Source organism: Stenotrophomonas sp. YJH_SMC_48-3, from assembly GCF_059369375.1.
In genome coordinates, this window is record NZ_JCAFSQ010000014.1 from 1 (window position 1) to 19,459 (window position 19,459).

The following is a 19,459-nucleotide window of genomic DNA, read 5'->3' on the forward strand; positions in this document are numbered from 1 at the left end:
AACATCCTGGCCAGAAAGCTGGCCAGGATCGCTTGGGGCGTCTTCAAGAGCGGCCGGGACTTTGACCCGGCCATGCTGAAAGTGGGTCAAGCCTGCTTCCAGCAGGCTTGACCACGAACATAGGATCTCGGCTCTACAGAAGCTGACGGCGCAGCGGTGTCGTGCTTGGCCGATCTCCGCTGCCGTCACCGCCTCAACGCATTGATCGCCAGCAACACCCATCCGGCCATCATGCTGGTGCCACCGATCGGTGCCATCCGCGTCGGCCACTGCCACAGCGCACCACCCACCAGGCTGCCGGAAAACAACAGCACACCCAGCAGCAGCACGTACAGCGCAAGGTGCGCGATCGCTCCCTGCGCGCGCGGCCCCAGCGCCACCAGCACCGCACCGTGCGCGAACGCATACAGCGCCGCCATGTTCAGATGCTGCTGCGCCAGCGGATCAGCCACGCCATGCGATGCATAGGCGGACAGGCCGATCGAGGCGGCGGCCAGCAGTGCCCCCAGGCAGGCCAGCAGCGAAGGCTTACGTGCGCGACGTTCGAGATTGAACATGTGGGCTCCTTGCGCAGCGCCCTTGCCGGGCGCCAGATGAAAAAAAAACGCGCCGCAATGAGCGGCGCGTTTTCGTGTCCAGCACTACATGGGTCAGCCGAAGCTTACTTGACGGCCCAGTAGATGTCGTAGGTACCTTCCGGGGTGAACGACTTGTCGATGCCGTCCTTCCAGGTTTCGTACGGACGGTCGATCACTTCGTTGCCGGAGGTCACCGCCCAGGCACGCAGGCCGTTGCGGGCCACGTCAAGACCCGCCATGTGGCCGGTGTAGGCCGCATGCGCCGAACGGTGCGGAGCCACATGCACGTACTTGACCGGCGCGCCGCCGTCGATCTTGACGGTCAGCTCTTCAGCGGTGGCACCTTCAGCACCCTTCTTCTTCACCGGCTGGGCGATGTCGAAGGCGTACTTCTCCTGGCCGAAGTCGGTGGTGATGATGCGGAACGGACCGGCGGCTTCAAGGCCATTGGCCTCCATCACGCGCTTGATCCACTCCTGGTTGTCCTTGATGGACTTGGTGATCGTGTCCTGACCGCGGTCCACGTTACCGGCGTTGACGACCAGCAGGTCCTCAGCCGGCACATCGACGATGCCCAGATCGGTCAGCGGGGCTTCCGGCGTGCGGTAGTCGACGTTCGGGACGGTGGCCAGCATGTTGGCCATGCGCGACAGGCCCATCTTGATGTCGTCGCCGATCTGGCGGCTGACATACAGGCCGGCATAACGGCCGAACAGGTCGAAGCCGTACTTCACCGAGTAGTCCTGGGTGATCTTGACGTTACGGCCACCCTTGCCGGTCGGCTCCAGGGTGAAGGTGGTGATCTTGTCGTGACCCTTGGTGGCGTCATCGATGGCGATCGCAACACGCTTGTTCTCTTCGGCTTCGGTGATCTTCCAGGAACCGGTGCCCAGGTCCTTGGAGGTGAAGTCGAGGGTGGCACCGACGCCGGAGGCCGGGCCGGACAGCTTCAGTTCAACGGCGGGATCGCGCAGTACCAGCGGGTTCCAGTCCTTGAAGCGGCGCAGGCTGCTGACCGTGTCGTACACGATCGTCATCTTGCGGTTGGTCTCGATGCTTTCGGTGATGTGACGCTCGCCCGGCAGACATACGCCAATGATGACGAACAGGCCAGCCACGATCCCCAAGGCGATCAGGAACTCGATAATACGGGTCATTCAGAGAGTCTCCGGGGCCGATCCCACGGCCGGGTTGATTGAAGCGAAGCGCCAATCCTAGCAGGCTTCGCGGGCATTGTTTATCGGGATTGGCGCACCGGTTTCCGTGCCGGCTGCGTATTTGTATGGACAAAGAAATCGAAGGGTACCGCATACCGACGCCCCTGAAGTAGGGGGCAACCCCGCCGGAGGGCCATGAATGGACCTCAAGTCATTGTCCTGAAAAGAATTTCCTCACACCAGCTGCAGCTCGAACGCCTTCAATACGGCGCGGGTACGGTCGCGCACGCCCAGCTTGGAAAGGATGTTGGACACGTGGTTCTTGATGGTGCCTTCGGCCACCCCCAGCGAATTGGCAATTTCCTTGTTGGAGAAGCCGCTGGCCATGAGGCGCAGGATCTCGGTCTCGCGGTCGGTCAACGGGTCCGGACGGTCCAGGCTGACAAACTCGTTGCGCATGTGCTCCAGGCCGGACAGCAGCCGCTGGGTCACGGCCGGCTGCACCAGCGAACCGCCGTCGGCCACGGTGCGGATGGCACCGACCAGCTGTGCCAGGGTCACGTCCTTGAGCAGGTAACCCTTGGCGCCGGCCTTAAGCCCGGCCAGCACCAGCTGGTCATCGTCGAAAGTGGTGAGGATGATGGTCGGCGGCAGCAGGTCCTGACGCGACAGGACCTGCAGCGCCTCCAGCCCGGACATCACCGGCATGCGCATGTCCATCAGCACCACGTCCGGTCGCACCTGCGGTATCAGCTCCACCGCCTGGCGGCCGTCGCCGGCCTCGGCCACCACCTCGATGCCGTCGTCGAGCGCCAGCAGGGAGCGGATTCCCTGCCGCACCAGGGTTTGGTCGTCGACCAGGCAGACGCGAATCATCAACGCACTCCTTCAGGAACCTTGGTAAGGGCGGCCACCAGCACCGTTGCCGGTACCGTCGCCCGCAGCCGGAAGCCTTCACCGGGCCGGGTCTCGACCTGCAGCTGGCCACCACATTGTTGCAGTCGCTCGCGCATGCCGCGCAAGCCATTGCCCACATTGACCGTATCCGCGCCGACGCCGTCGTCGCGGGCCTCCACCACCACCTGGTCGGGGGCTTCACGGTACACCTTGATCCACAGGTGGCGGGCACCGGCATGGCGCACCGCGTTGGTGATGATCTCCTGGGTACACCGCAGCAGCACGTGGGCCCGCTGCGGGTCCTCCACGTTCAGTGGATCCTCGATGTCCAGCTGGATGTCCAGCGAGGGCACGTTCTCGGTCAGCGGGCGCAGCGCCGCGGCCAGATCGATGGCACCGGTCTCGCGCAGCTGGCTGACCACCTCGCGCACGTTGCCCAGCAGCAGCTTGGCCAGGGCATGCGAGCGCTTCACGTGGTCCAGCGCCTGGCCTTCGGCCAGGTGGCCTGCCACTTCCAGGTTCAGGGTCAGCGCGGTCAGCTGATGCCCCAGAAGGTCATGCAGCTCCCGCGAAATACGGGTGCGCTCGTTGACGCGGGCGCTCTCGGCCAGGAGGGCACGGGTGGCGCGCAGCTCTGAATTGAGCCTGCGCTGTTCGTCGCGGGCCTCGGTCTGCTGTCTCGCAACAAGGCTGGTCACGAAGATGAACATGGAAAAGCCGCCATACAGCAACGACTGCATCACCGCTTCGAACAGCGGGAAGCGCAGCAGCAGGTAATAGACCGGCGCCACCGCCAGCTGGCTGACCAGCAGCCACAGCACGCACAGGCGTACCGAAAGCATCCACGGAATGACGCCGGCAGCCACCATCATCAGGATGCTGCCAAGGCCCGAGCCGCTGAGGAAACTGACGCCCAGCGCCGAGACCGTCAGCAGCAGCAGCAGGCCGCGGTCCAGCCAGCTGGTGTGGCTGCCGCTGTCGCTGCGCAGCAGGCGGGTCAGCCAATAGTACGCCGCGCCGAAGGACAGGTAGGCGACAAACAGCAGGATCGCCCAGCCGCCCATATCGCTGCGGCTGTGCAGGTTCTCGAACTGCGAATACGCCAATGGCAGGCCGACCATGACCCAGGTGAACAGGCCGGCCAGACGGAGAACGCGGGTATGGCTGAGGACTCCCAACATGCCAGCACTCTACGGGCCCGGCCTGCGTCGCGCACTCCCACGGAAGTCATGCATCCGCGCCCCCCTGTTCATGCCGCAGCCCACCCCGGGCATGCAATAATCGTGCGCAGGGTCCCCTGACGGACCAACCGCGTTACCCCACGGAGTCACAATGTCGATTGTCATCCGCGACGTGCGCGAGCACGAGCTCGATTCCGTCCTGGCTTTGAACAACAACGCTGGCTTGGCCATCCTTCCCCTGGATGCGGCCCGCCTGCGCCTGTTCTATGAAACCGCTGAGTATTTCCGCGTCGCCGAGCGCGACGGCAACCTTGCCGGCTTCCTGATCGGCTTCGGCAGCGACAGCCAGCACGACAGCAGCAACTTTGCCTGGTTCAAGCAGCAGCTGGACGCCCCGTTCTTCTATATCGACCGCATCGTGGTTGCCAGCCGCCGCCGTGGTGGTGGCGTCGGTCGCGCGTTCTATGCCGATGCGCAGAGCTTCGCCGAGCTGCGCTACCCGCAGATGACCTGCGAGGTCTTCCTCGACCATGGCGCCGATGCCGCCCTGCTCTTCCACGGCAGCTTCGGCTTCCGCGAGCTGGGCCAGAACACCATGCCGCAGGTCGATGTGCGCGCCAGCATGCTGGCCAAGGAACTGTGCAGCTACCCGTGGGTGAAGGAGACCTACGGCGGCAAGCTGCCGGATGTTGCATGGACACGTGCCCGGCAGCTGCCGGCGCAGGCACAGCGGCCGACGGGGACCTGAGCGTGGCGGTGAATTTCGATTACGAACAGGCCGGTGAACTGAAGATCGGCCAGGTGGGCATCGCCAACCTGCGCATCCGTACGCTTGACGTCGAACGCCTCGTGCAGGAAATGCGCGAACGCGTTACCCGGGCGCCGAAGCTGTTCGGCCGCGCCGCGGTGATCCTCGACTTCGGCGGCCTGAGCCAGGTACCGGACGTGGCCACGGCGCAAGCGCTGGTCGATGGCCTGCGCAGCGCCGGCGTGCTGCCGGTGGCGCTGGCCTATGGCACCAGCGCGGTCGACCTGCTCTCGCAGCAGCTCGGACTGCCGCTGCTGGCCAAGTTCCGCGCCCAGTACGAGCGAGCCGAGGCCGAGCCGCCCCCGCCCGCTCCGGAACCGCGCCGCGCAGCGCGCGCCGAACCGAAGCCGGCGCCGGCCGCGCCGACAGCCAGGGTTGCCGGCGCTGCGGCACCGCAGCCGGGCCGCATGCAGCTGGGCAACGTACGCTCGGGCCAGCAGCTGTACGCTGAAAACTGCGACCTCACCGTGATGGCTACCGTCGGCGCCGGCGCCGAAGTCATCGCCGACGGCAGCATCCATATCTACGGCACTCTGCGCGGCCGCGCGCTGGCAGGGGCGCAGGGCAACACCGCGGCACGCATCTTCTGCCGTGATTTCCATGCGGAACTGGTGGCCATTGCAGGCCACTACAAGGTACTGGACGATGTCCCGGACAACCTGCGCGGCAAGGCCGTGCAGGTATGGCTGGAACAGGACCAGGTCAAGATCGCTGCGCTGGACTGACGCAGCTCCAAACTAATGCAGAACCAGGAGAAGTCCTTTGGCTGAAATCATCGTAGTCACCTCCGGCAAGGGCGGCGTGGGCAAGACCACTTCCAGCGCGAGCCTGGCCTGTGGCCTGGCGAGGCGCGGCAAGAAGGTGGCGGTGATCGACTTCGACGTCGGCCTGCGCAACCTCGACCTGATCATGGGCTGCGAACGCCGCGTGGTGTACGACTTCGTCAACGTCGTGCACGGCGAAGCCACCCTCAAACAGGCCCTGATCAAGGACAAGCGCTTCGACAACCTGTACGTGCTGGCCGCCTCGCAGACCCGCGACAAGGACGCACTGACCCAGGAAGGCGTGGGCAAGGTTCTGAAGGACCTGGCCGCCGACGGCTTCGACTACATCATCTGCGACTCGCCGGCGGGTATCGAAAAGGGTGCCTTCCTGGCGATGTACTTCGCCGACCGCGCCGTGGTGGTGGTGAACCCGGAAGTGTCCTCCGTGCGCGACTCCGACCGCATCATCGGGCTGCTGGATTCGAAGACCCACAAGGCCGAATCCGGGCAGAACGTGCCCGCGTTCCTGCTGCTGACCCGCTATACCCCGCTGCGCGTGGAAACCGGCGAGATGCTCAGCATTGCCGACGTCGAGGAAGTGCTGGGGCTGAAGGCGATCGGCGTGATCCCCGAGTCGGGTGACGTGCTCAATGCCTCCAACAAGGGCGAGCCGGTCATCCTGGATGTCGAATCCGCAGCCGGCCAGGCCTATGAGGACGCTGTCGCGCGCATCCTTGGCGAGGAGCGGCCGATGCGCTTCACCACCGTGGAGAAGAAGGGCTTCTTCAGCAAGCTGTTCGGAGGGTAAGCATGGGCCTGTTCGATTTCCTCAAAGCGAAGAAGACCACCGCCGAAACCGCAAAGAACCGCCTGCAGATCATCATCGCGCAGGAACGCAGCCACCGCGGTGGCCCGGACTACCTGCCCCTGCTGCAGCGCGAGTTGCTGGAAGTGATCAAGAAGTACGTGAACATCGACGTCGATGCGGTGAAGGTCGACCTGGTGAAGGATGGCCAGCACGACGTGCTGGACATCTCCGTGGCGCTGCCTGAAGGCCCGGACAAACCCTGATCCCCCGCCCCGCCCGTGCCTGCATGGGCGGGGCTGCGTGACCTGCATGACCGATACGACAACCACCGTGGGCATCACCTGCGTGGGCGACATCGCCTTCGCCGACGCGCAGCGCCTGCTCGCCGCGCATGGCCTGCGGCTGCACCACGTGGCGCCCGGCGAACCGATTCCCGGCAGTTACTGGGGCGAGCCAGAGGCCGGCATCATCGCCAGCAACGTGTACGTGCGCGACGACACGCCCGTGCATTCGATGCTGCACGAAGCCTGCCACCTGATCGTGCTGCCGCCGGAGCGGCGTGCGCAGGTGCATACCGACGCCACCGACTCGGTGGCCGAGGAAGATGCCACCTGCTACCTGCAGATCGTGCTGGCCGGGCAGCTGCCGGGTGTTGGCAGCGCGCGGTTGATGGCCGACATGGACGCCTGGGGGTACACGTATCGGCTGGGGTCTACACAGGCATGGTTCGAACAGGACGCCGAAGACGCGAAGGCGTGGTTGATCGAACGCGGGTTGCCGGTGGCGTAACGCTCGGTAGTGCCGGGCGCTGGCCGGCAACCAGGTGATGCTTCACGGGTTCATGAGGTTGCCGGCCAGCGGCCGGCACCACCCCATCAGCCCTGCCCGGCCAGCGCGCGCAGGGTAATACCGACGATGTAGGCCAGGTAGGTGCCGGTGGCATAGCCCATCGTGCCCAGCAGCACGCCCACCGGCGCCAGCGCCGGATGGAACGCGGCGGCCACCACCGGCGCCGAGGCCGGGCCACCGATGTTCGACTGCGAACCGATGGCGAAATAGAAGAACGGCACCTTCAGCAGCTTGCCCAGGCACCACAGCAGCACGATGTGCACGGCGATCCAGATCAGGCCGAGCAGGAACAGCCACGGGCGGTCCAGCAACGCCAGCAGATCCATCTGCATGCCGATGCAGGCGATCAGGAAGTACAGCAGCAACGAACCCAGACGCGAGGCACCCGCGCCTTCCAGGTTGCGTGCGCGGGTGAAACTCAGGCTCAGGCCCAGGGTGGTCGACAGCACCACCACCCACACGAACGGTGCGTCCAGGCTGAACTGCGCGGCCCAGCTGACATTTGCCTTGAACCACGCCGCCAAGGGCGCACCGATCGCGTGTGCCAGTCCGACGCCACCGAAGGCCACGGCCACGATCAGCATCAGATCGGTGAGGCTGGGAATGCGCTCATGCTCGGCCTGGAAGCGCGCGATGCGCTCCTTCAGTTCATCGATGGCCGAGGTATCGGCGCCACTGCGTGCATCGATCTTCGCCGCACGACCGGCGAGGAAGATCAGCGCCGCCATCCACACATAGCCGACACCCACGTCGACCACGGCGAACTGGCCGAAGGTGGTCGCGTTGACGTCGAACACTTCGCGCATCGCCAGCATGTTGGCGCCACCACCGATCCAGCTGCCGGCCAACGCAGCCATGCCGGCCCAGGTGTCACCGGCCACGGTTTCCGGATGCACGGCGCGCATCAGCAGGAAGGCCACGACCGCCCCGAGCATGATGCTGGCCGATGCCCCCAGGTACATCAGCACCAGCTTCGGGCCCAGCCGCAGGATGCCCTTGATGTCCACCGCCAGGGTCAGCAGGATCAGCGCCGCCGGCAGCAGGATGTCGCGTGCGATCGGGTTGTAGAGCCGGGTGCTCTGCCCGTCGATCAGGCCGACGGTGTTGTAGATGCCGGGAATCAGGTAGCACAGCAGCAGCGCCGGCACGAAGGTGTAGAAGCGTTTCCACAGGCCCTGCTCGCGCGAGGCGGTCCAGAAAACGGCGCCGAGCGTGGCGGCGATCAAACCGAAGACGACGATGTCGTTCTGGATCAGGGCAGTCGAAGGCATGCAGGCGCTCTGGTAGAGCCGGCCGCTGGCCGGCTGCTGTTGGCGGCAGATAAGGTGTGCCGACCAACGGTCGGCACCCACCGGTAAAGCAGATGGTGAAACAGAAGCGCCGCCCCGGAGGGCGGCTCCGCAACCATCAGTTGCCGATGTGCTGCTTCAGCCAGGCATTGACGGTGTCATGCCACAGGATGCTGTTGTTCGGCTTGAGCACCCAGTGGTTTTCATCCGGGAAGTACAGGAACTTCGATTCGATGCCCTGGCGCTGGGCGGCGGTGAACGCGGCCAGGCCCTGCTCGACCGGGATGCGGAAGTCCTGCTGGCCGTGGATGACCAGGATCGGCTTCTTCCAGTCCGCCACGTGGTTGACCGGGTTGAACTTCTCGTAGTTCGCGGCCTTCTGGTACGGCGTGCCGCCCTGCTCCCACTCGGTGAACCACAGTTCTTCGGTGGCGTAGCCCATCATGCGCTGGTCGAACACGCCGTCGTGGTTGACCAGGCACTTGAACGGGCTGTTCCAGTTGCCGGCGATCCAGTTGACCATGAAGCCGCCGTAGCTGGCGCCCAGCGCACAGGCCTTGTCACCGTTGAGGAAGGAATACTTCTTCAGCGCCGCATCCCAGCCCTTCTGCAGGTCTTCCAGCGGGCGGTCGCCCCAGTGCTGGCTGATCGCATCGGTGAACGCCTGGCCGTAGCCGGTGGAGCCGTGGAAGTCGATCATCACCACCGCGTAGCCCTGGCCCGCATAGGTCTGCGGATTCCAGCGGTAGCTCCAGCCATTGCCGAAGCTGCCCTGCGGGCCGCCATGGATCAGGAACGCCACCGGGTAGGACTTGCCTTCCTGATAGTTGTGCGGCTTGACCACGTAGCCATGCACGGTGTCGTTGTTCCAGCCCTTGAACTCGAACTGTTCGTAGTCGCCGAAGGACACGTCCTTGAGTACGTCGCCAGCAGCCGGGGTCAGCGCGCGCAGTTCGCCGATCGGCTGGCCTGCGGCCGGCAGCAGTCCGACCAGCACCTGGTCGTTGCTCTTCAGGCTGTTGCGGGTGATCGCCACGCTGTTGCCGGCCACATCGACCGAGGTCACGCTGCCGTCGCCAACCAGCTTGGTGGCCTTGCCGCTGGCCACGTCGATCTGGAACAGCGGATGCTCGCCGAGGTCGTCGGCGGTGGTGTAGATGCTGGCGCCGTCGGCGGACAGGGTGATGCCGCCCGCCGAACGGTCCCACTGCGGCGCGATCTCGCGGGTCTTGCCGCTGGCCAGGTCCATCGCCATCAGGCCGAAGCGGTCGGCCTCGAAGCCCGGGCGCTTCATCGCACGATAGAACAGCGTCTTGCCGTCGGCGCTGAACACCGGGCCGGCATCCCAGGCTGGGTTGGAGGCGGTCAGGTTGACCGGCGCCTGCTTGCCCGCGGCGTCGAAGCGGTACAGATCGAAGTTGGTCGACCACGGTTCCTGCTTGCCGGCCACACGAATGCTGGCCACTACGCTGGCGCCATCCGGCGACCACGCGAAGTCATCATTGCCGCCGAACGGCTTGGACGGCGCATCACCATCGATGGTCGCGCTCAGTGCCGAGGCGCCCTTGACTGCACCGGCCTTGGCCGCAGGCAGCGGAGCGACGAACAGGGTGTTGCGGCGGCCGTCGTTCCAGGTGTCCCAGTGGCGCACGAACAGCGAATCCCATACCTGGCCGCTGGCCTTGGCGTCCTTCTTTTCCTTCAGCTTCTTCTCGGTGCAGGCCAGGTCCGAGGCGCAGGCCTGGAACACGCCGGCGCTGAACAACACGCGGTCGTCCTGCGGCGACACGTGGTAGCTGTCCACGTCGACCGGGAAGTCGGTCAGCTGGCGCGGAGTACCGCCGCTGATAGGCTGCGCGTACAGCTGCTGGCTGCCGTTTTTGGCGCTCAGGAAATACACCGTCTGGCCATCGGCCGACAGCGAGGCGGAATTGACGTTCCAGCCGGCCGGGGTGATCTGCTTCGGCGGCGCTGCGTCGCGGGTGCGCAGGTTGCGCGCGAACAGCGCGGTGGAGGCCTTCAGGTTGGCGTCCACGCTGCGCTTGGCGAACACCACGGTGCCACCGTCTGCGGTCAGCACCGGCGCGGAAACGCGGTCCATCGCCACCATGTCGCGGACTTCCAGGCCACGGGCAGCGGCAACACTGGGCAGGGCGGCCAGCAGGCTCAGTGGCAGCAGGGCATGACGCAGTTTCATCGGGGTCTCCGCAGGACGGCAAAAAACCGATGGTAGGCCCGCATGGCCGGGGCTGCCAAGGCCATCGGTCATGGCTGCAGGCGGGCAATCGCCATAAACAGCAAACCCCGCCGAAGCGGGGTTTGCGGTACTGCCGGCCGCTGGCCGGCAACCAGGGGTATCACGGGATTCCGGGATTGCCGGCCAGCGGTCGGCACTAGCCGTCCCTTACGCCTTGGCGTACTTGCCGGTGCGGTAGATCAGCCAGCCGACCAGGAACAGCACGGCCAGGCCGATCCACTGTGCGCCCGGCAGGTGGAACGGCACGGCCAGCACATCGGCGCGGCTGCTGACCACGATCGGAATCGCGATGGCGATGCCCATCAGTGCCTCACCGGTGATCAGGCCGGCGGCAAACAGCACGCCCGGCTTGTGCACGCGGTCGCGGCCTTCTTCGTCATCGGCGCGCACCCTGTGGAAGCGCTCGACCAGATGGGCGATCAGGCCGCCGAGGAAGATCGGCACCATCAGTTCCAGCGGCAGGTAGATGCCGATGGCGGCGGCCAGCACCGGCACGCGGAAGCGCGCGTTGCGGGACTTCAGCCAGCTGTCGAAGGCGATGATGGCAGCGCCGACCACAGCACCGATGCCGATGAAGGTCCACGGCAGTTCACCACCGAACAGGCCCTTGGCCACCGAGGCCATCAGGTTGGCCTGCGGCGCAGCCAGCGCGTTCGGGTGCAGCTCGGACTTCACGCCGATGCCGTAGGCAGTGGCCAGCAGGTTCAGTACCGGGGCCATGATCAGCGCGCACGAGAACGCACCGATGCCCAGCATCAGCTGCTGCTTCCACGGGGTGGCACCGACGATGTAACCGGCCTTGAGGTCCTGCAGGTTGTCTCCACCGACCGCAGCGGCACAGCACACCACCGCACCGATCATGATCGCGGCCACCGCGCCCAGCGGCGCCCCGCCGGCACCGACCGGCTTGAGGCCGTCAGCGCCCAGCAGCACGACCAGCACGGCCGAGGCGAACAGGATGGTGGAGATGGTGATGCCCGAGACCGGGTTGTTGGACGAACCGATCAGGCCGGCCAGGTAGGCCGAGACCGACACGAACAGGAAGCCGGCGACGATCATGATGAGGGTCATCGGGATCGACACGTGCCACTGGCCGACGATGGCCTGGTACAGGGCCAGCAGCGGCAGCACGAACGCCACCAGGGCAACCAGCATCCACTTCATCGGCAGGTCGCGCTCGGTATGCGCCAGCACCGGGCCACCGCTCTTGCGGGCGGCGGCAAAGCCGCTCTTGACGCCGTTGAGCAGCGACTTGCGCAGCGAGATCAGGGTCCAGATGCCACCGATCAGCATCGCGCCGACACCCAGGTAGCGCATCTTCGCGCCCCAGATGGCGAACGCCGCCTCGGTGGACGAAGCCGCGGCAACCGACGCGGCCAGCGCCGGATCGGTGTTCATGAAGAACGCCTGGTAGATCGGGATGGCGATGTGCCAGGTCAGGATCGAACCGGACACCACCACGATGCCGACGTTGAGGCCGACGATGTAGCCCACGCCCAGCAACGCCGGTGACAGGTTGGTACCGATGAAGGCGGTGACCTTGGAGCTGCCGACATAGGCCGAGGTGGCCCAGGCATCTGGAATCAGGCGCATGCCGCTTTCCGCGGCCAGCTTGACGAAGGCGCCGATCACCGCCGACAGGCCGAGGATCTTCAGGCCCGGGCCCGGGTTCTCGCCGGCCTTGAGCACTTCGGCCGCCGCCTTGCCTTCCGGGAACGGCAGCGGGTCTTCAACGATCATCGAACGGCGCAGCGGCACCGAGAACAGCACGCCCAGCAGGCCGCCGAGGCCGGCGATGCCCAGCACCCACCAGTACTTGAAGTCCGGCCAGTAGCCCATGATCACCAGCGCGGGGATGGTGAAGATCACGCCGGCGGCGATCGACGAACCGGCCGACGCGCCGGTCTGCACGATGTTGTTTTCAAGGATGGAGCCACCGCCCAGCAGGCGCAGCACGCCCATGGAAATCACCGCGGCGGGAATGGCGGTGGCGATGGTCAGGCCTGCGAACAGGCCGAGGTAGGCGTTTGCGGCCGACAGCACCACCGCCAGCACGATGGCCAGGGCCACTGCGCGGAAGGTGAGCTGCTTGGGCGCAGCGTCGTGGTTCATGGAAGCCCCTGCTGGCAAAAAATCCCTGCCACGCTAGCGTTCAGGGGGCGGCAAGTCCAGTGCGGTTGGTACCGGCTGGCAAGCCCTCGCCCAGCGCTGCGCCCTAGCAGGCCCCTGGCCCCTTCAGATGTGTCGTGTTTGACCAAGTTGTGCACAGGGCACCGGTGCGTCGGAGCGGGGGGCCCTTGACCCCAATCCCCCGACGCCCCCGGCCCATCGGGCGATGCGCGCCAGGCGAGGGGGTTTGCGATTCAGCACCTGCTTGAGTCGATTCCCGGAATCCAACACCGTGCACTGCCACCAACACAACGTCGGCAAGGAGACCGCATGGCAGACGCACCATTGATCACGATGATGCGTGCCCTCCTCGTTGCAGCGGGCGCGATGCTGTGCCTGCTGCTGGGTATAGGCAACGTCAACGCCTACAGCGGGTTCGGCACCGCGGTGATCGAGGATCGGGAAGGAATACCTTGTTTCGGCCTGCCGCCGCGGGCACTGGAATGGGTCCGATCGCCCCGTATCCTGCAAGCGGTGATCGTGTATCACCACGACACGGTGAAGGCATGGTCGTTCATGTACGACCTGACTCCCGTAGAGCCTTTGGCACCGGGCCAGTGCATCGTCTACGGCGATCTGCCAGCCTCGGCCACGCTGCGCACTTCTCCACAGCCATTGATTCCTGCAACCTTGTACGAGGTCTACCTCAACGCTCCCACCAATGGCCCAATCAGGGGCTACACGGCGAAGTTCTGCCTGAAAGCTGCGCCTGACGGATCGACTCGGGTGATCCCCATCAGGTACGACAAGCGGACGGGTTGGAGCGCAGCTGTCTGCCAACCCTGACGGGCTACGCAGCAGAACGTTATGTTATATCCTGTCACGCCGGTCGAACATCCCACGTGGCCTCTTCCCCCTCCCTCCGCCTTGCCTCCATCGACCAGCTGCGCGGCACCGTGATGCTGTTGATGTTGCTCGACCACGTGCGCGAGACCTTCTTCCTGCAGCACCAGGTAAGCGACCCGATGGACGCGGCGACGGTCTCCCCTGCGCTGTTCACCTGCCGTCTGCTGGCGCACCTGTGTGCGCCCGTGTTCGTCCTGTTGACCGGCCTGTCGGCCTGGCTGTACGGCCAGCGCCAGGCGGATCCGCGCCGGGCCACCGCAGCCTTCCTGCTCAAGCGCGGGCTGTTTCTGGTCGTGCTGGAACTGACCCTGGTGAACTTCGCCTGGACCTTCCAGCTGCCGCCGGACACGCTGTACCTGCAGGTGATCTGGGCCATCGGGCTGAGCATGATCGCGCTGGCCGGGCTGCTTTGGCTGCCACGCCCGGCCCTGCTGGTGCTGGCAATCGCGGTGGTGGCCGGGCACAACCTGTTCGACGGCTTACGGGTGCAAGGCAATGGCCTGCTGGCGGTGCTGTGGAAAGTGCTGCACCAGCGCGACTGGATCGAGGCCGGTGCGCTGCGCCTGCGCACGTCCTATCCGCTGCTGCCGTGGATCGGGGTGATCGCACTGGGCTACCTGATGGGGCCGTGGTTCGGTCGCGAGCGCGCGCCAGAGCAGCGCCAGCGCTGGCTGCTGTGGGCAGGCATCGGCGCGCTGGCCCTGTTCGCACTGCTGCGGTTCGCCAACCAGTACGGGGATGCACCGTGGCAGTACCAGACCACCACGCTGCGCACCTGGCTGAGCATCCTCAACATCACCAAGTACCCGCCGTCATTGCAGTTCCTGCTGCTGACCCTGGGCGTGGGCCTGCTGTTGCTGCGCCTGTACGAATGGCCGCCCCTGGCGCTTGCGCTGCGCCCGCTGGCCGATATCGGCGCCGCGCCGATGTTCTTCTACCTGCTGCACCTGTATGTGCTGAAGGGGCTGTACCTGGCCGCGCTGGCGATCTGGGGACCGACGCACGGTGACCTGTACGCACTGGATTCGGTGACCGGCCTGCTGCTGGTGGCCTGTGCGCTGGCGGTGGTGCTGTACCCGCCGACGCGGGCCTTCGCGCGGTTCAAAGCGCGAAGGCGCGATCTGCCGTGGTTGCGATACCTGTGATCGCCCAGACCAGTCCGGCAATCCACGCATGGCGTGGATCCACTGAAAGCGGATCGGGCCACAGGCCTATAATTCCGCGATGAATTCCACCGCTATCGCTTCCGACGATTTCCTGGGCCACCCCAAGGGCGTCTACGTCTGCTTCTTCACTGAAATGTGGGAGCGCTTCTCCTTCTACGGCATGAAGGCGCTGCTGCTGCTGTACCTGACCAAATACCACCTGTTCGGCGACAAGGCCGGCCTGGACCTGCTCGGCGCCTACGGCGGCCTGGTGTACTGCATCCCGGTGTTCGGCGGCATGCTGGCCGACCGCTGGCTGGGCATGCGCCGGGCGGTGCTGTTCGGCGGCATCCTGCTGGTGCTCGGCCACCTCGGCATGGCCTTCGAGGGCCATGCAGCCTACCGGGTGAACGGCGAAGTGGTGCGCGACACCTCGGCACTGGCGGTGACCTACCTGTCGCTGGCGCTGATCATCATGGGCGTCGGCTTCCTCAAGCCGAACATCTCCACCATCGTCGGCAAGCTGTACGCCAAGGACGATCCGCGCCGCGATTCGGGCTTCTCGCTGTTCTACGCCGGCATCAACCTCGGTGCGCTGTTCTCATCGCTGGTGTGCGGCTTCCTTGGTGAGGCCTACGGCTGGAAGTATGGATTCGGTGCGGCCGGCGTCGGCATGCTGGCCGGCCTGGCAATGTTCCTGTGGGGCCAGAAATACCTGCAGGGCCACGCCGAACCGCCGCAGCCGGCAGCGCTGAAACAGAAGGTGCTGGGCCTGCCGCGCGAATGGCTGATCTACCTGTGCGCGATGCTCGGTGTGCTGCCGGTCGCCTGGCTGATGTGGGCCGCCGGCAATGGCGCGTTCGCGCTGGGCGGTGAAATCAGCCTGGCGCTGATGCTGATGCTGGTGGTGCTGGGCGGCGTGCTGGTCTGGTTCGCCTGGTTCACCGGCACGAAATGCACGCCGGTGCAGCGTCAGCAGATGATCGCGCTGATGGTGCTGATCTTCATGGCGCTGGTGTTCTTCACGATGTACGAGCAGTCCTACGGCTCGTGGGTGACCTTCACCGACCGCCTGCTGACCAAGGACATCGTGCCCTCGCTGGTGATCACCGGCGGCACGCCGCTGCCGTGGTCGATTCTCTCGCTGCTGCTGGCACCGCTCGGCTTCGTGGTCAGCGCGCGCCTGTCGGAACGGCGCCCGGGCTCGGCTGCGCCGCGCACGTTCTTCGCCGCCATCGTCGTGCTGATGCTGGTGCTGCTGGTGCGCGACTGCCTGGTGATCCCGCAGACCGCAGGCTCGCTGACCTACCTGGGTGGCCTGTTCCTGGTGCTGCTGGCACCGGCCTTCGCCGCACTGTGGACGTGGATGGACCGCCGCGGCTGGGAACCGGGCAAGCCGGTCAAATCGGCCTGGGGTCTGGTGATCGGCGCGCTGTCGTTCGTGCCGCTGGCACTGGCCGCACAGCAGGTCGGCGCTACCGGCGAGATGGCCAGTGTGTGGTGGCTGGTGCTGGCCTACTTCCTGCTGGCCAGTGGCGAGATGTGCCTGTCGCCGGTCGGCCTGTCGGCGGTCACCCAGTTGGCCGTGCCGCGGGTGATGAGCCTGATGATGGGCACCTGGTTCCTCGCCACCGCCTTCTCGGAGACGCTGGCCGCGCTGTTCGGCAAGCTGGCCGCGATCGAGGTGCCGGAAGGCGAATCGCTGGACATGGTGGCCGCCGCCGGCGCCTATGCGCACCTGTTCTGGCTGCTGATGTGGATCGGCTTGGGCTGTGCGCTGGCCGCCTTCATTGCCGCGCCGCTGCTGAAGAAGATGATGCACGGGGTCAAGTAAGCCCGGTGCAGGCGAAATCCGGGGCGGCGGATCGATCATCCGCCGCTCCCGGCGTGCTCAGGGCGCGCTGCTCTTTTCCGCAGGCGCGGCCTGCGCGGCCACCTGTCCCCCCAGGCTGCGCGAGAGGAAGGCCAGCAACCTGCTGTAGTACGTGCGTTGGTTGGCAGGCGAATAGAAGCCATGCCCTTCGTTCCTTACGTACAGGGTTTCCACCGGCGAACCCGCCTTCTTCAATGCCGCTTCCATGCGTTCGCTGTGCACGATCGGCGCACGCTGGTCCTGGCCACCTGCGGCCAGGAATACCGGTACCCGTACCTGCGCAGCCAGATTCACCGGGGAACGCTCTGCCAGATCCTTGGGCGATCCCAGCCAGTTGCGCAGGTAGGCCAGGCCTGACTCATCACTCTGGATATCTCCGCGGGCGTACATCAACGGCAGATCGTAGATGCCGACGTAGCCGGCCGCGCACTGGTAGAGGCCTGGTTCGCGCACCGCCCCCATCATCGCCGCATAGGCACCGTAACTGGCCCCGTAGATGCAGATGCGGTTCTTGTCGGCCACGCCCTGGTCGATCGCCCACCGCGTGGCATCGGTGACGTCATCCTGCATCGACAGCCCCCATTGCTTGCGCGCAGCCTGCATGTGGGCCCGGCCATAGCCGGAAGATCCGCGGAAATTCACCTGCAACACCGCATAGCCTGCCGCCGCCAGCATCTGTGCCTCGGTGTCGTAGGTGCCGTCGTCGGCAACGCCGATCGGGCCCCCGTGCGGCACCACTACCATCGGCAGCGCACCGGCCTCGTGGCCATGCGGGACGGTAAGGAAACCATGCAGCGGACGCCCGTCACGCGCCTTCAGGCTGATCGGACGCACCTGCGCGGCCAGCGCAGGGTCGATCCAGTCGCTGCGGCTGATCAGGTGCCGAGCACTCTTGGCCACCGTGTCATAGAGATAGAAATCGCCTGGGTTGCTGCCTGACCAGGTTTCCACCAGCACCGTCCTGCCATCGCGCGTGCTGGAGGTGATGTAGACCGCTCCGCCCAGGCCCGCTTCGAGGCTGCGGTAAAGGCGGGCTTCGTCCGAGGCATCATCGAAGAATGCCGTTCGCGGTGCACTGCCAAGGAACAGCGCCCCGACCGGTACGCGGCTGCCGGGGCGCCGGATGATGCGCGCAGGGTCGGCCGTCCCATCGCGCAGCACGGTGCGTCGCTCATTGCTGTGCGGATCCCAGCTCACAATGGCGTCAGGCCCGTCTGCCTGCTCGACCTGCAGGTACGCCAGGCGACCATCGGCCGAAAAGCCGAGCGGCAGCTCGATGCGCTTGCTCAGGGATTCATCGTTGAGCAGGAGCCAGTCGCTGTTGCTGCCCGTGCGGTAATAGAGCTTCTGCGTGCCGTCGGTAACGACAGCGCGCGCGAACCGCACTTCGCCCTGCTCATCGGTCGTGAAGTCCGCATCGGGAATGGGAGCCCGTGCCACCGCATTGCGGCGACCGGTGATCACGTCCATGCGCTCGACCTGTGCATGCGAACTGCCGACCAGCGGGATTACCGTCACCAGTGCGTTGCGGTCGTCGTCCTTGAGTTCATCACTGAGGTACGCGGCCACCAGGCCCGCCGGCTTGACCTTGATGTTGGTACCCAGGCTCTGGTCGGCAACCCGGTAACCCACCAGCAGCTCGCCGCCCTTGCCATTGGCATTGATGCCGAACAATTCGCCAGTCGGCGTCGGCCGCTCCAGCACCCCGAACTTCTGTGCCATGCCGACCAGAAGCCGCTCGTTGCTGACCCAGTCGAAGGTGTGGGCGTGATCGTTGCGGGGCGGGCGGAAGCTGCCCACCATCTTCATGTCGGCAATGCGGTAGATCGCCAATGCGGTCCCGGCCTCCAGCGGAACCGTCGCGGCGATGTACTCGCCCCCCGGTGAAATCTTGATGTCGGTAAACGACTCCTGCCGCAGATAGCGATCCAGGTCCAGCGTCGCCGCCGATGCTCCGCCCACAACCGCTCCCAGCAGTACAGCAAGCACAATCCTGCGCATCCTTCCCCCATGGAAAACCGGACACCCTGTCCGGATGCACGATTCTAGGCACGTGACCGTTTGCCGCGCCACATCGGCAGAAAAAACGACGGCACCGTTGCCGGTGCCGTCGTTACCACTACCTTGGAGAGAGAGTCAGGACGTGGGTTCGGGGGGCATGCGCCGGGTCAGTGGACCCCGCGCACCGCCAACGTTAGGGCCAGGATGCTGAGGATCACGGCGATGGTGCCGTCAAGCACACGCCAGGTGCTGGGCTTGGTGAACAGCGGCGCCAGCAGGCGTGCGCCCAGTCCCTGCGCGGTCAGCCAAAGGCAGCTGGCGGTCACCACGCCGGCGGCGAAGGCCATGCGGGCGTTGCCGAAGTTCTCGGCGATCGAGCCGATCACCATCATGTCCAGCCAGAAGTGCGGGTTGATCAGCGAAAAGCCGACTGCGGCCATCAGCACCGCGCGGCGGCTGCCGTCATCGCTGTCAGCCTCACCCATGCCGCCGCCACCGGCGATCGCACGGCGTGCCGACTTCATCGCGTACCAGGCCAGGAATGCCACGCCGGTCCACAGCACGGCGCTGGTCAGCCACGGCAGCGCCGAGGTGAGCGTGCGCAGGCCGGCAACGCTGGCGAAAATGAAGATCGCATCGATGGCCGCACAGGTGGCAACCACCGGCACGATGTGCTTGCGCAGGATGCCTTGGCGCAGAATGAAGGCGCTCTGGGCGCCGACCACGGCGAACAGGCCGATGCCGGTAGCTGCACCAGAGAACCAGGCACCGAGGCCGGTGCTGGCGGAGATGACCGAGAACATGGGATTCACTGCCTTAACTTGCTTGGGGGGACGG

At 65.9% G+C, this 19,459-nt stretch carries 17 protein-coding genes and 1 pseudogene; 9 read left to right on the forward strand and 9 right to left on the reverse strand.

All coding sequences use genetic code 11. The annotated features are described in order from the left end of the window. Positions 1-111, forward strand: a pseudogene (locus AC5P65_RS18490) (IS110 family transposase); the annotation flags it as partial. Between the two features lie 74 nt (positions 112-185). Here the strand turns inward: AC5P65_RS18490 and AC5P65_RS18495 are convergent. From AC5P65_RS18495 to AC5P65_RS18510, 4 genes are all read right to left on the reverse strand, one after another. Beyond that, complete coding sequence (locus AC5P65_RS18495) at positions 186-557, reverse strand: DUF423 domain-containing protein (protein ID WP_019659313.1); 372 nt, start codon at positions 555-557, stop codon at positions 186-188. A gap of 104 nt (positions 558-661) precedes the next feature. Then, entirely contained in the window at positions 662-1,735 is a 1,074-nt protein-coding gene (locus tag AC5P65_RS18500) for a polyketide cyclase (RefSeq protein WP_021203110.1), read from the reverse strand. Positions 1,736-1,969: 234 nt separating this feature from the next. Next, positions 1,970-2,611, reverse strand: a complete 642-nt coding sequence (locus AC5P65_RS18505; protein ID WP_021203109.1) for a response regulator — start codon at positions 2,609-2,611, stop codon at positions 1,970-1,972. Then, on the reverse strand, positions 2,611-3,813 hold the full coding sequence (locus AC5P65_RS18510; RefSeq protein WP_019659315.1) for a sensor histidine kinase: 1,203 nt from the start codon (positions 3,811-3,813) through the stop codon (positions 2,611-2,613). The genes AC5P65_RS18505 and AC5P65_RS18510 overlap by 1 nt, the downstream gene beginning before the upstream one ends. A gap of 151 nt (positions 3,814-3,964) precedes the next feature. Here AC5P65_RS18510 and AC5P65_RS18515 point away from each other — a divergent pair, with 151 nt between their 5' ends. From AC5P65_RS18515 to AC5P65_RS18535, 5 genes are read left to right on the forward strand one after another with little or no spacing between them, the layout of a single operon-like run. Further along, the gene (locus AC5P65_RS18515; protein WP_019659316.1) at positions 3,965-4,561 is read left to right on the forward strand and encodes a GNAT family N-acetyltransferase; all 597 of its coding nucleotides are present in this window, start codon (positions 3,965-3,967) and stop codon (positions 4,559-4,561) included. Further along, positions 4,507-5,346: a septum site-determining protein MinC gene (gene minC, locus AC5P65_RS18520; protein WP_111098266.1), complete on the forward strand. Its 840-nt coding sequence runs from the start codon at positions 4,507-4,509 to the stop codon at positions 5,344-5,346. Before AC5P65_RS18515 ends, minC begins: the two co-directional genes overlap by 55 nt. A 37-nt stretch (positions 5,347-5,383) precedes the next feature. After that, positions 5,384-6,193 (forward strand): septum site-determining protein MinD, encoded by an 810-nt coding sequence (minD, locus tag AC5P65_RS18525; protein WP_019659318.1) that lies wholly within the window; start codon positions 5,384-5,386, stop codon positions 6,191-6,193. A gap of 2 nt (positions 6,194-6,195) precedes the next feature. Beyond that, entirely contained in the window at positions 6,196-6,456 is a 261-nt protein-coding gene (gene minE, locus AC5P65_RS18530; protein WP_005408532.1) for a cell division topological specificity factor MinE, read from the forward strand. A gap of 46 nt (positions 6,457-6,502) precedes the next feature. Then, positions 6,503-6,982, forward strand: coding sequence for a hypothetical protein (locus AC5P65_RS18535; RefSeq protein ID WP_019659319.1), 480 nt, complete (start codon positions 6,503-6,505; stop codon positions 6,980-6,982). A gap of 86 nt (positions 6,983-7,068) precedes the next feature. On the opposite strand, the gene AC5P65_RS18540 is transcribed toward AC5P65_RS18535, so the two are convergent. From AC5P65_RS18540 to AC5P65_RS18550, 3 genes are all read right to left on the reverse strand, one after another. After that, positions 7,069-8,313: a DUF819 family protein gene (locus tag AC5P65_RS18540; RefSeq protein ID WP_021203107.1), complete on the reverse strand. Its 1,245-nt coding sequence runs from the start codon at positions 8,311-8,313 to the stop codon at positions 7,069-7,071. Positions 8,314-8,449: 136 nt separating this feature from the next. Then, the gene (locus tag AC5P65_RS18545) at positions 8,450-10,528 is read right to left on the reverse strand and encodes an alpha/beta hydrolase family protein (protein ID WP_111098265.1); all 2,079 of its coding nucleotides are present in this window, start codon (positions 10,526-10,528) and stop codon (positions 8,450-8,452) included. A gap of 207 nt (positions 10,529-10,735) precedes the next feature. After that, positions 10,736-12,700 carry an OPT family oligopeptide transporter gene (locus AC5P65_RS18550; protein WP_021203105.1) on the reverse strand — a complete coding sequence of 655 codons (1,965 nt, stop codon included), beginning with the start codon at positions 12,698-12,700 and terminating at the stop codon, positions 10,736-10,738. A gap of 327 nt (positions 12,701-13,027) precedes the next feature. On the opposite strand from AC5P65_RS18550, the gene AC5P65_RS18555 reads away from it, so the two are divergent. From AC5P65_RS18555 to AC5P65_RS18565, 3 genes are all read left to right on the forward strand, one after another. Continuing rightward, the gene (locus tag AC5P65_RS18555; RefSeq protein WP_021203104.1) at positions 13,028-13,543 is read left to right on the forward strand and encodes a hypothetical protein; all 516 of its coding nucleotides are present in this window, start codon (positions 13,028-13,030) and stop codon (positions 13,541-13,543) included. 56 nt (positions 13,544-13,599) lie between these two features. Next, positions 13,600-14,748: an acetyltransferase domain-containing protein gene (locus AC5P65_RS18560; protein ID WP_021203103.1), complete on the forward strand. Its 1,149-nt coding sequence runs from the start codon at positions 13,600-13,602 to the stop codon at positions 14,746-14,748. Between the two features lie 79 nt (positions 14,749-14,827). Continuing rightward, entirely contained in the window at positions 14,828-16,582 is a 1,755-nt protein-coding gene (locus AC5P65_RS18565; protein ID WP_111098264.1) for a peptide MFS transporter, read from the forward strand. A gap of 57 nt (positions 16,583-16,639) precedes the next feature. On the opposite strand, the gene AC5P65_RS18570 is transcribed toward AC5P65_RS18565, so the two are convergent. Together AC5P65_RS18570 and AC5P65_RS18575 are read right to left on the reverse strand one after the other, a co-directional pair. Then, on the reverse strand, positions 16,640-18,622 hold the full coding sequence (locus AC5P65_RS18570) for an alpha/beta hydrolase family protein (protein WP_021203101.1): 1,983 nt from the start codon (positions 18,620-18,622) through the stop codon (positions 16,640-16,642). A gap of 167 nt (positions 18,623-18,789) precedes the next feature. Next, on the reverse strand, positions 18,790-19,425 hold the full coding sequence (locus AC5P65_RS18575; protein WP_019659326.1) for a LysE/ArgO family amino acid transporter: 636 nt from the start codon (positions 19,423-19,425) through the stop codon (positions 18,790-18,792). Positions 19,426-19,459 lie beyond the last annotated feature (34 nt).

Excerpts from the sequence above, each read along its gene's own strand:
- AC5P65_RS18495 (WP_019659313.1), bottom strand. The coding sequence starts at position 557 with ATGTTCAATCTCGAACGTCGCGCACGTAAGCCTTCGCTGCTGGCCTGC.
- AC5P65_RS18500 (WP_021203110.1), bottom strand. The coding sequence starts at position 1,735 with ATGACCCGTATTATCGAGTTCCTGATCGCCTTGGGGATCGTGGCTGGC.
- AC5P65_RS18505 (WP_021203109.1), bottom strand. The coding sequence starts at position 2,611 with ATGATTCGCGTCTGCCTGGTCGACGACCAAACCCTGGTGCGGCAGGGA.
- AC5P65_RS18510 (WP_019659315.1), bottom strand. The coding sequence starts at position 3,813 with ATGTTGGGAGTCCTCAGCCATACCCGCGTTCTCCGTCTGGCCGGCCTG.
- AC5P65_RS18515 (WP_019659316.1), top strand. The coding sequence starts at position 3,965 with ATGTCGATTGTCATCCGCGACGTGCGCGAGCACGAGCTCGATTCCGTC.
- minC (WP_111098266.1), top strand. The coding sequence starts at position 4,507 with ATGGACACGTGCCCGGCAGCTGCCGGCGCAGGCACAGCGGCCGACGGG.
- minE (WP_005408532.1), top strand. The coding sequence starts at position 6,196 with ATGGGCCTGTTCGATTTCCTCAAAGCGAAGAAGACCACCGCCGAAACC.
- AC5P65_RS18535 (WP_019659319.1), top strand. The coding sequence starts at position 6,503 with ATGACCGATACGACAACCACCGTGGGCATCACCTGCGTGGGCGACATC.
- AC5P65_RS18540 (WP_021203107.1), bottom strand. The coding sequence starts at position 8,313 with ATGCCTTCGACTGCCCTGATCCAGAACGACATCGTCGTCTTCGGTTTG.
- AC5P65_RS18545 (WP_111098265.1), bottom strand. The coding sequence starts at position 10,528 with ATGAAACTGCGTCATGCCCTGCTGCCACTGAGCCTGCTGGCCGCCCTG.
- AC5P65_RS18550 (WP_021203105.1), bottom strand. The coding sequence starts at position 12,700 with ATGAACCACGACGCTGCGCCCAAGCAGCTCACCTTCCGCGCAGTGGCC.
- AC5P65_RS18555 (WP_021203104.1), top strand. The coding sequence starts at position 13,028 with ATGGCAGACGCACCATTGATCACGATGATGCGTGCCCTCCTCGTTGCA.
- AC5P65_RS18565 (WP_111098264.1), top strand. The coding sequence starts at position 14,828 with ATGAATTCCACCGCTATCGCTTCCGACGATTTCCTGGGCCACCCCAAG.
- AC5P65_RS18570 (WP_021203101.1), bottom strand. The coding sequence starts at position 18,622 with ATGCGCAGGATTGTGCTTGCTGTACTGCTGGGAGCGGTTGTGGGCGGA.
- AC5P65_RS18575 (WP_019659326.1), bottom strand. The coding sequence starts at position 19,425 with ATGTTCTCGGTCATCTCCGCCAGCACCGGCCTCGGTGCCTGGTTCTCT.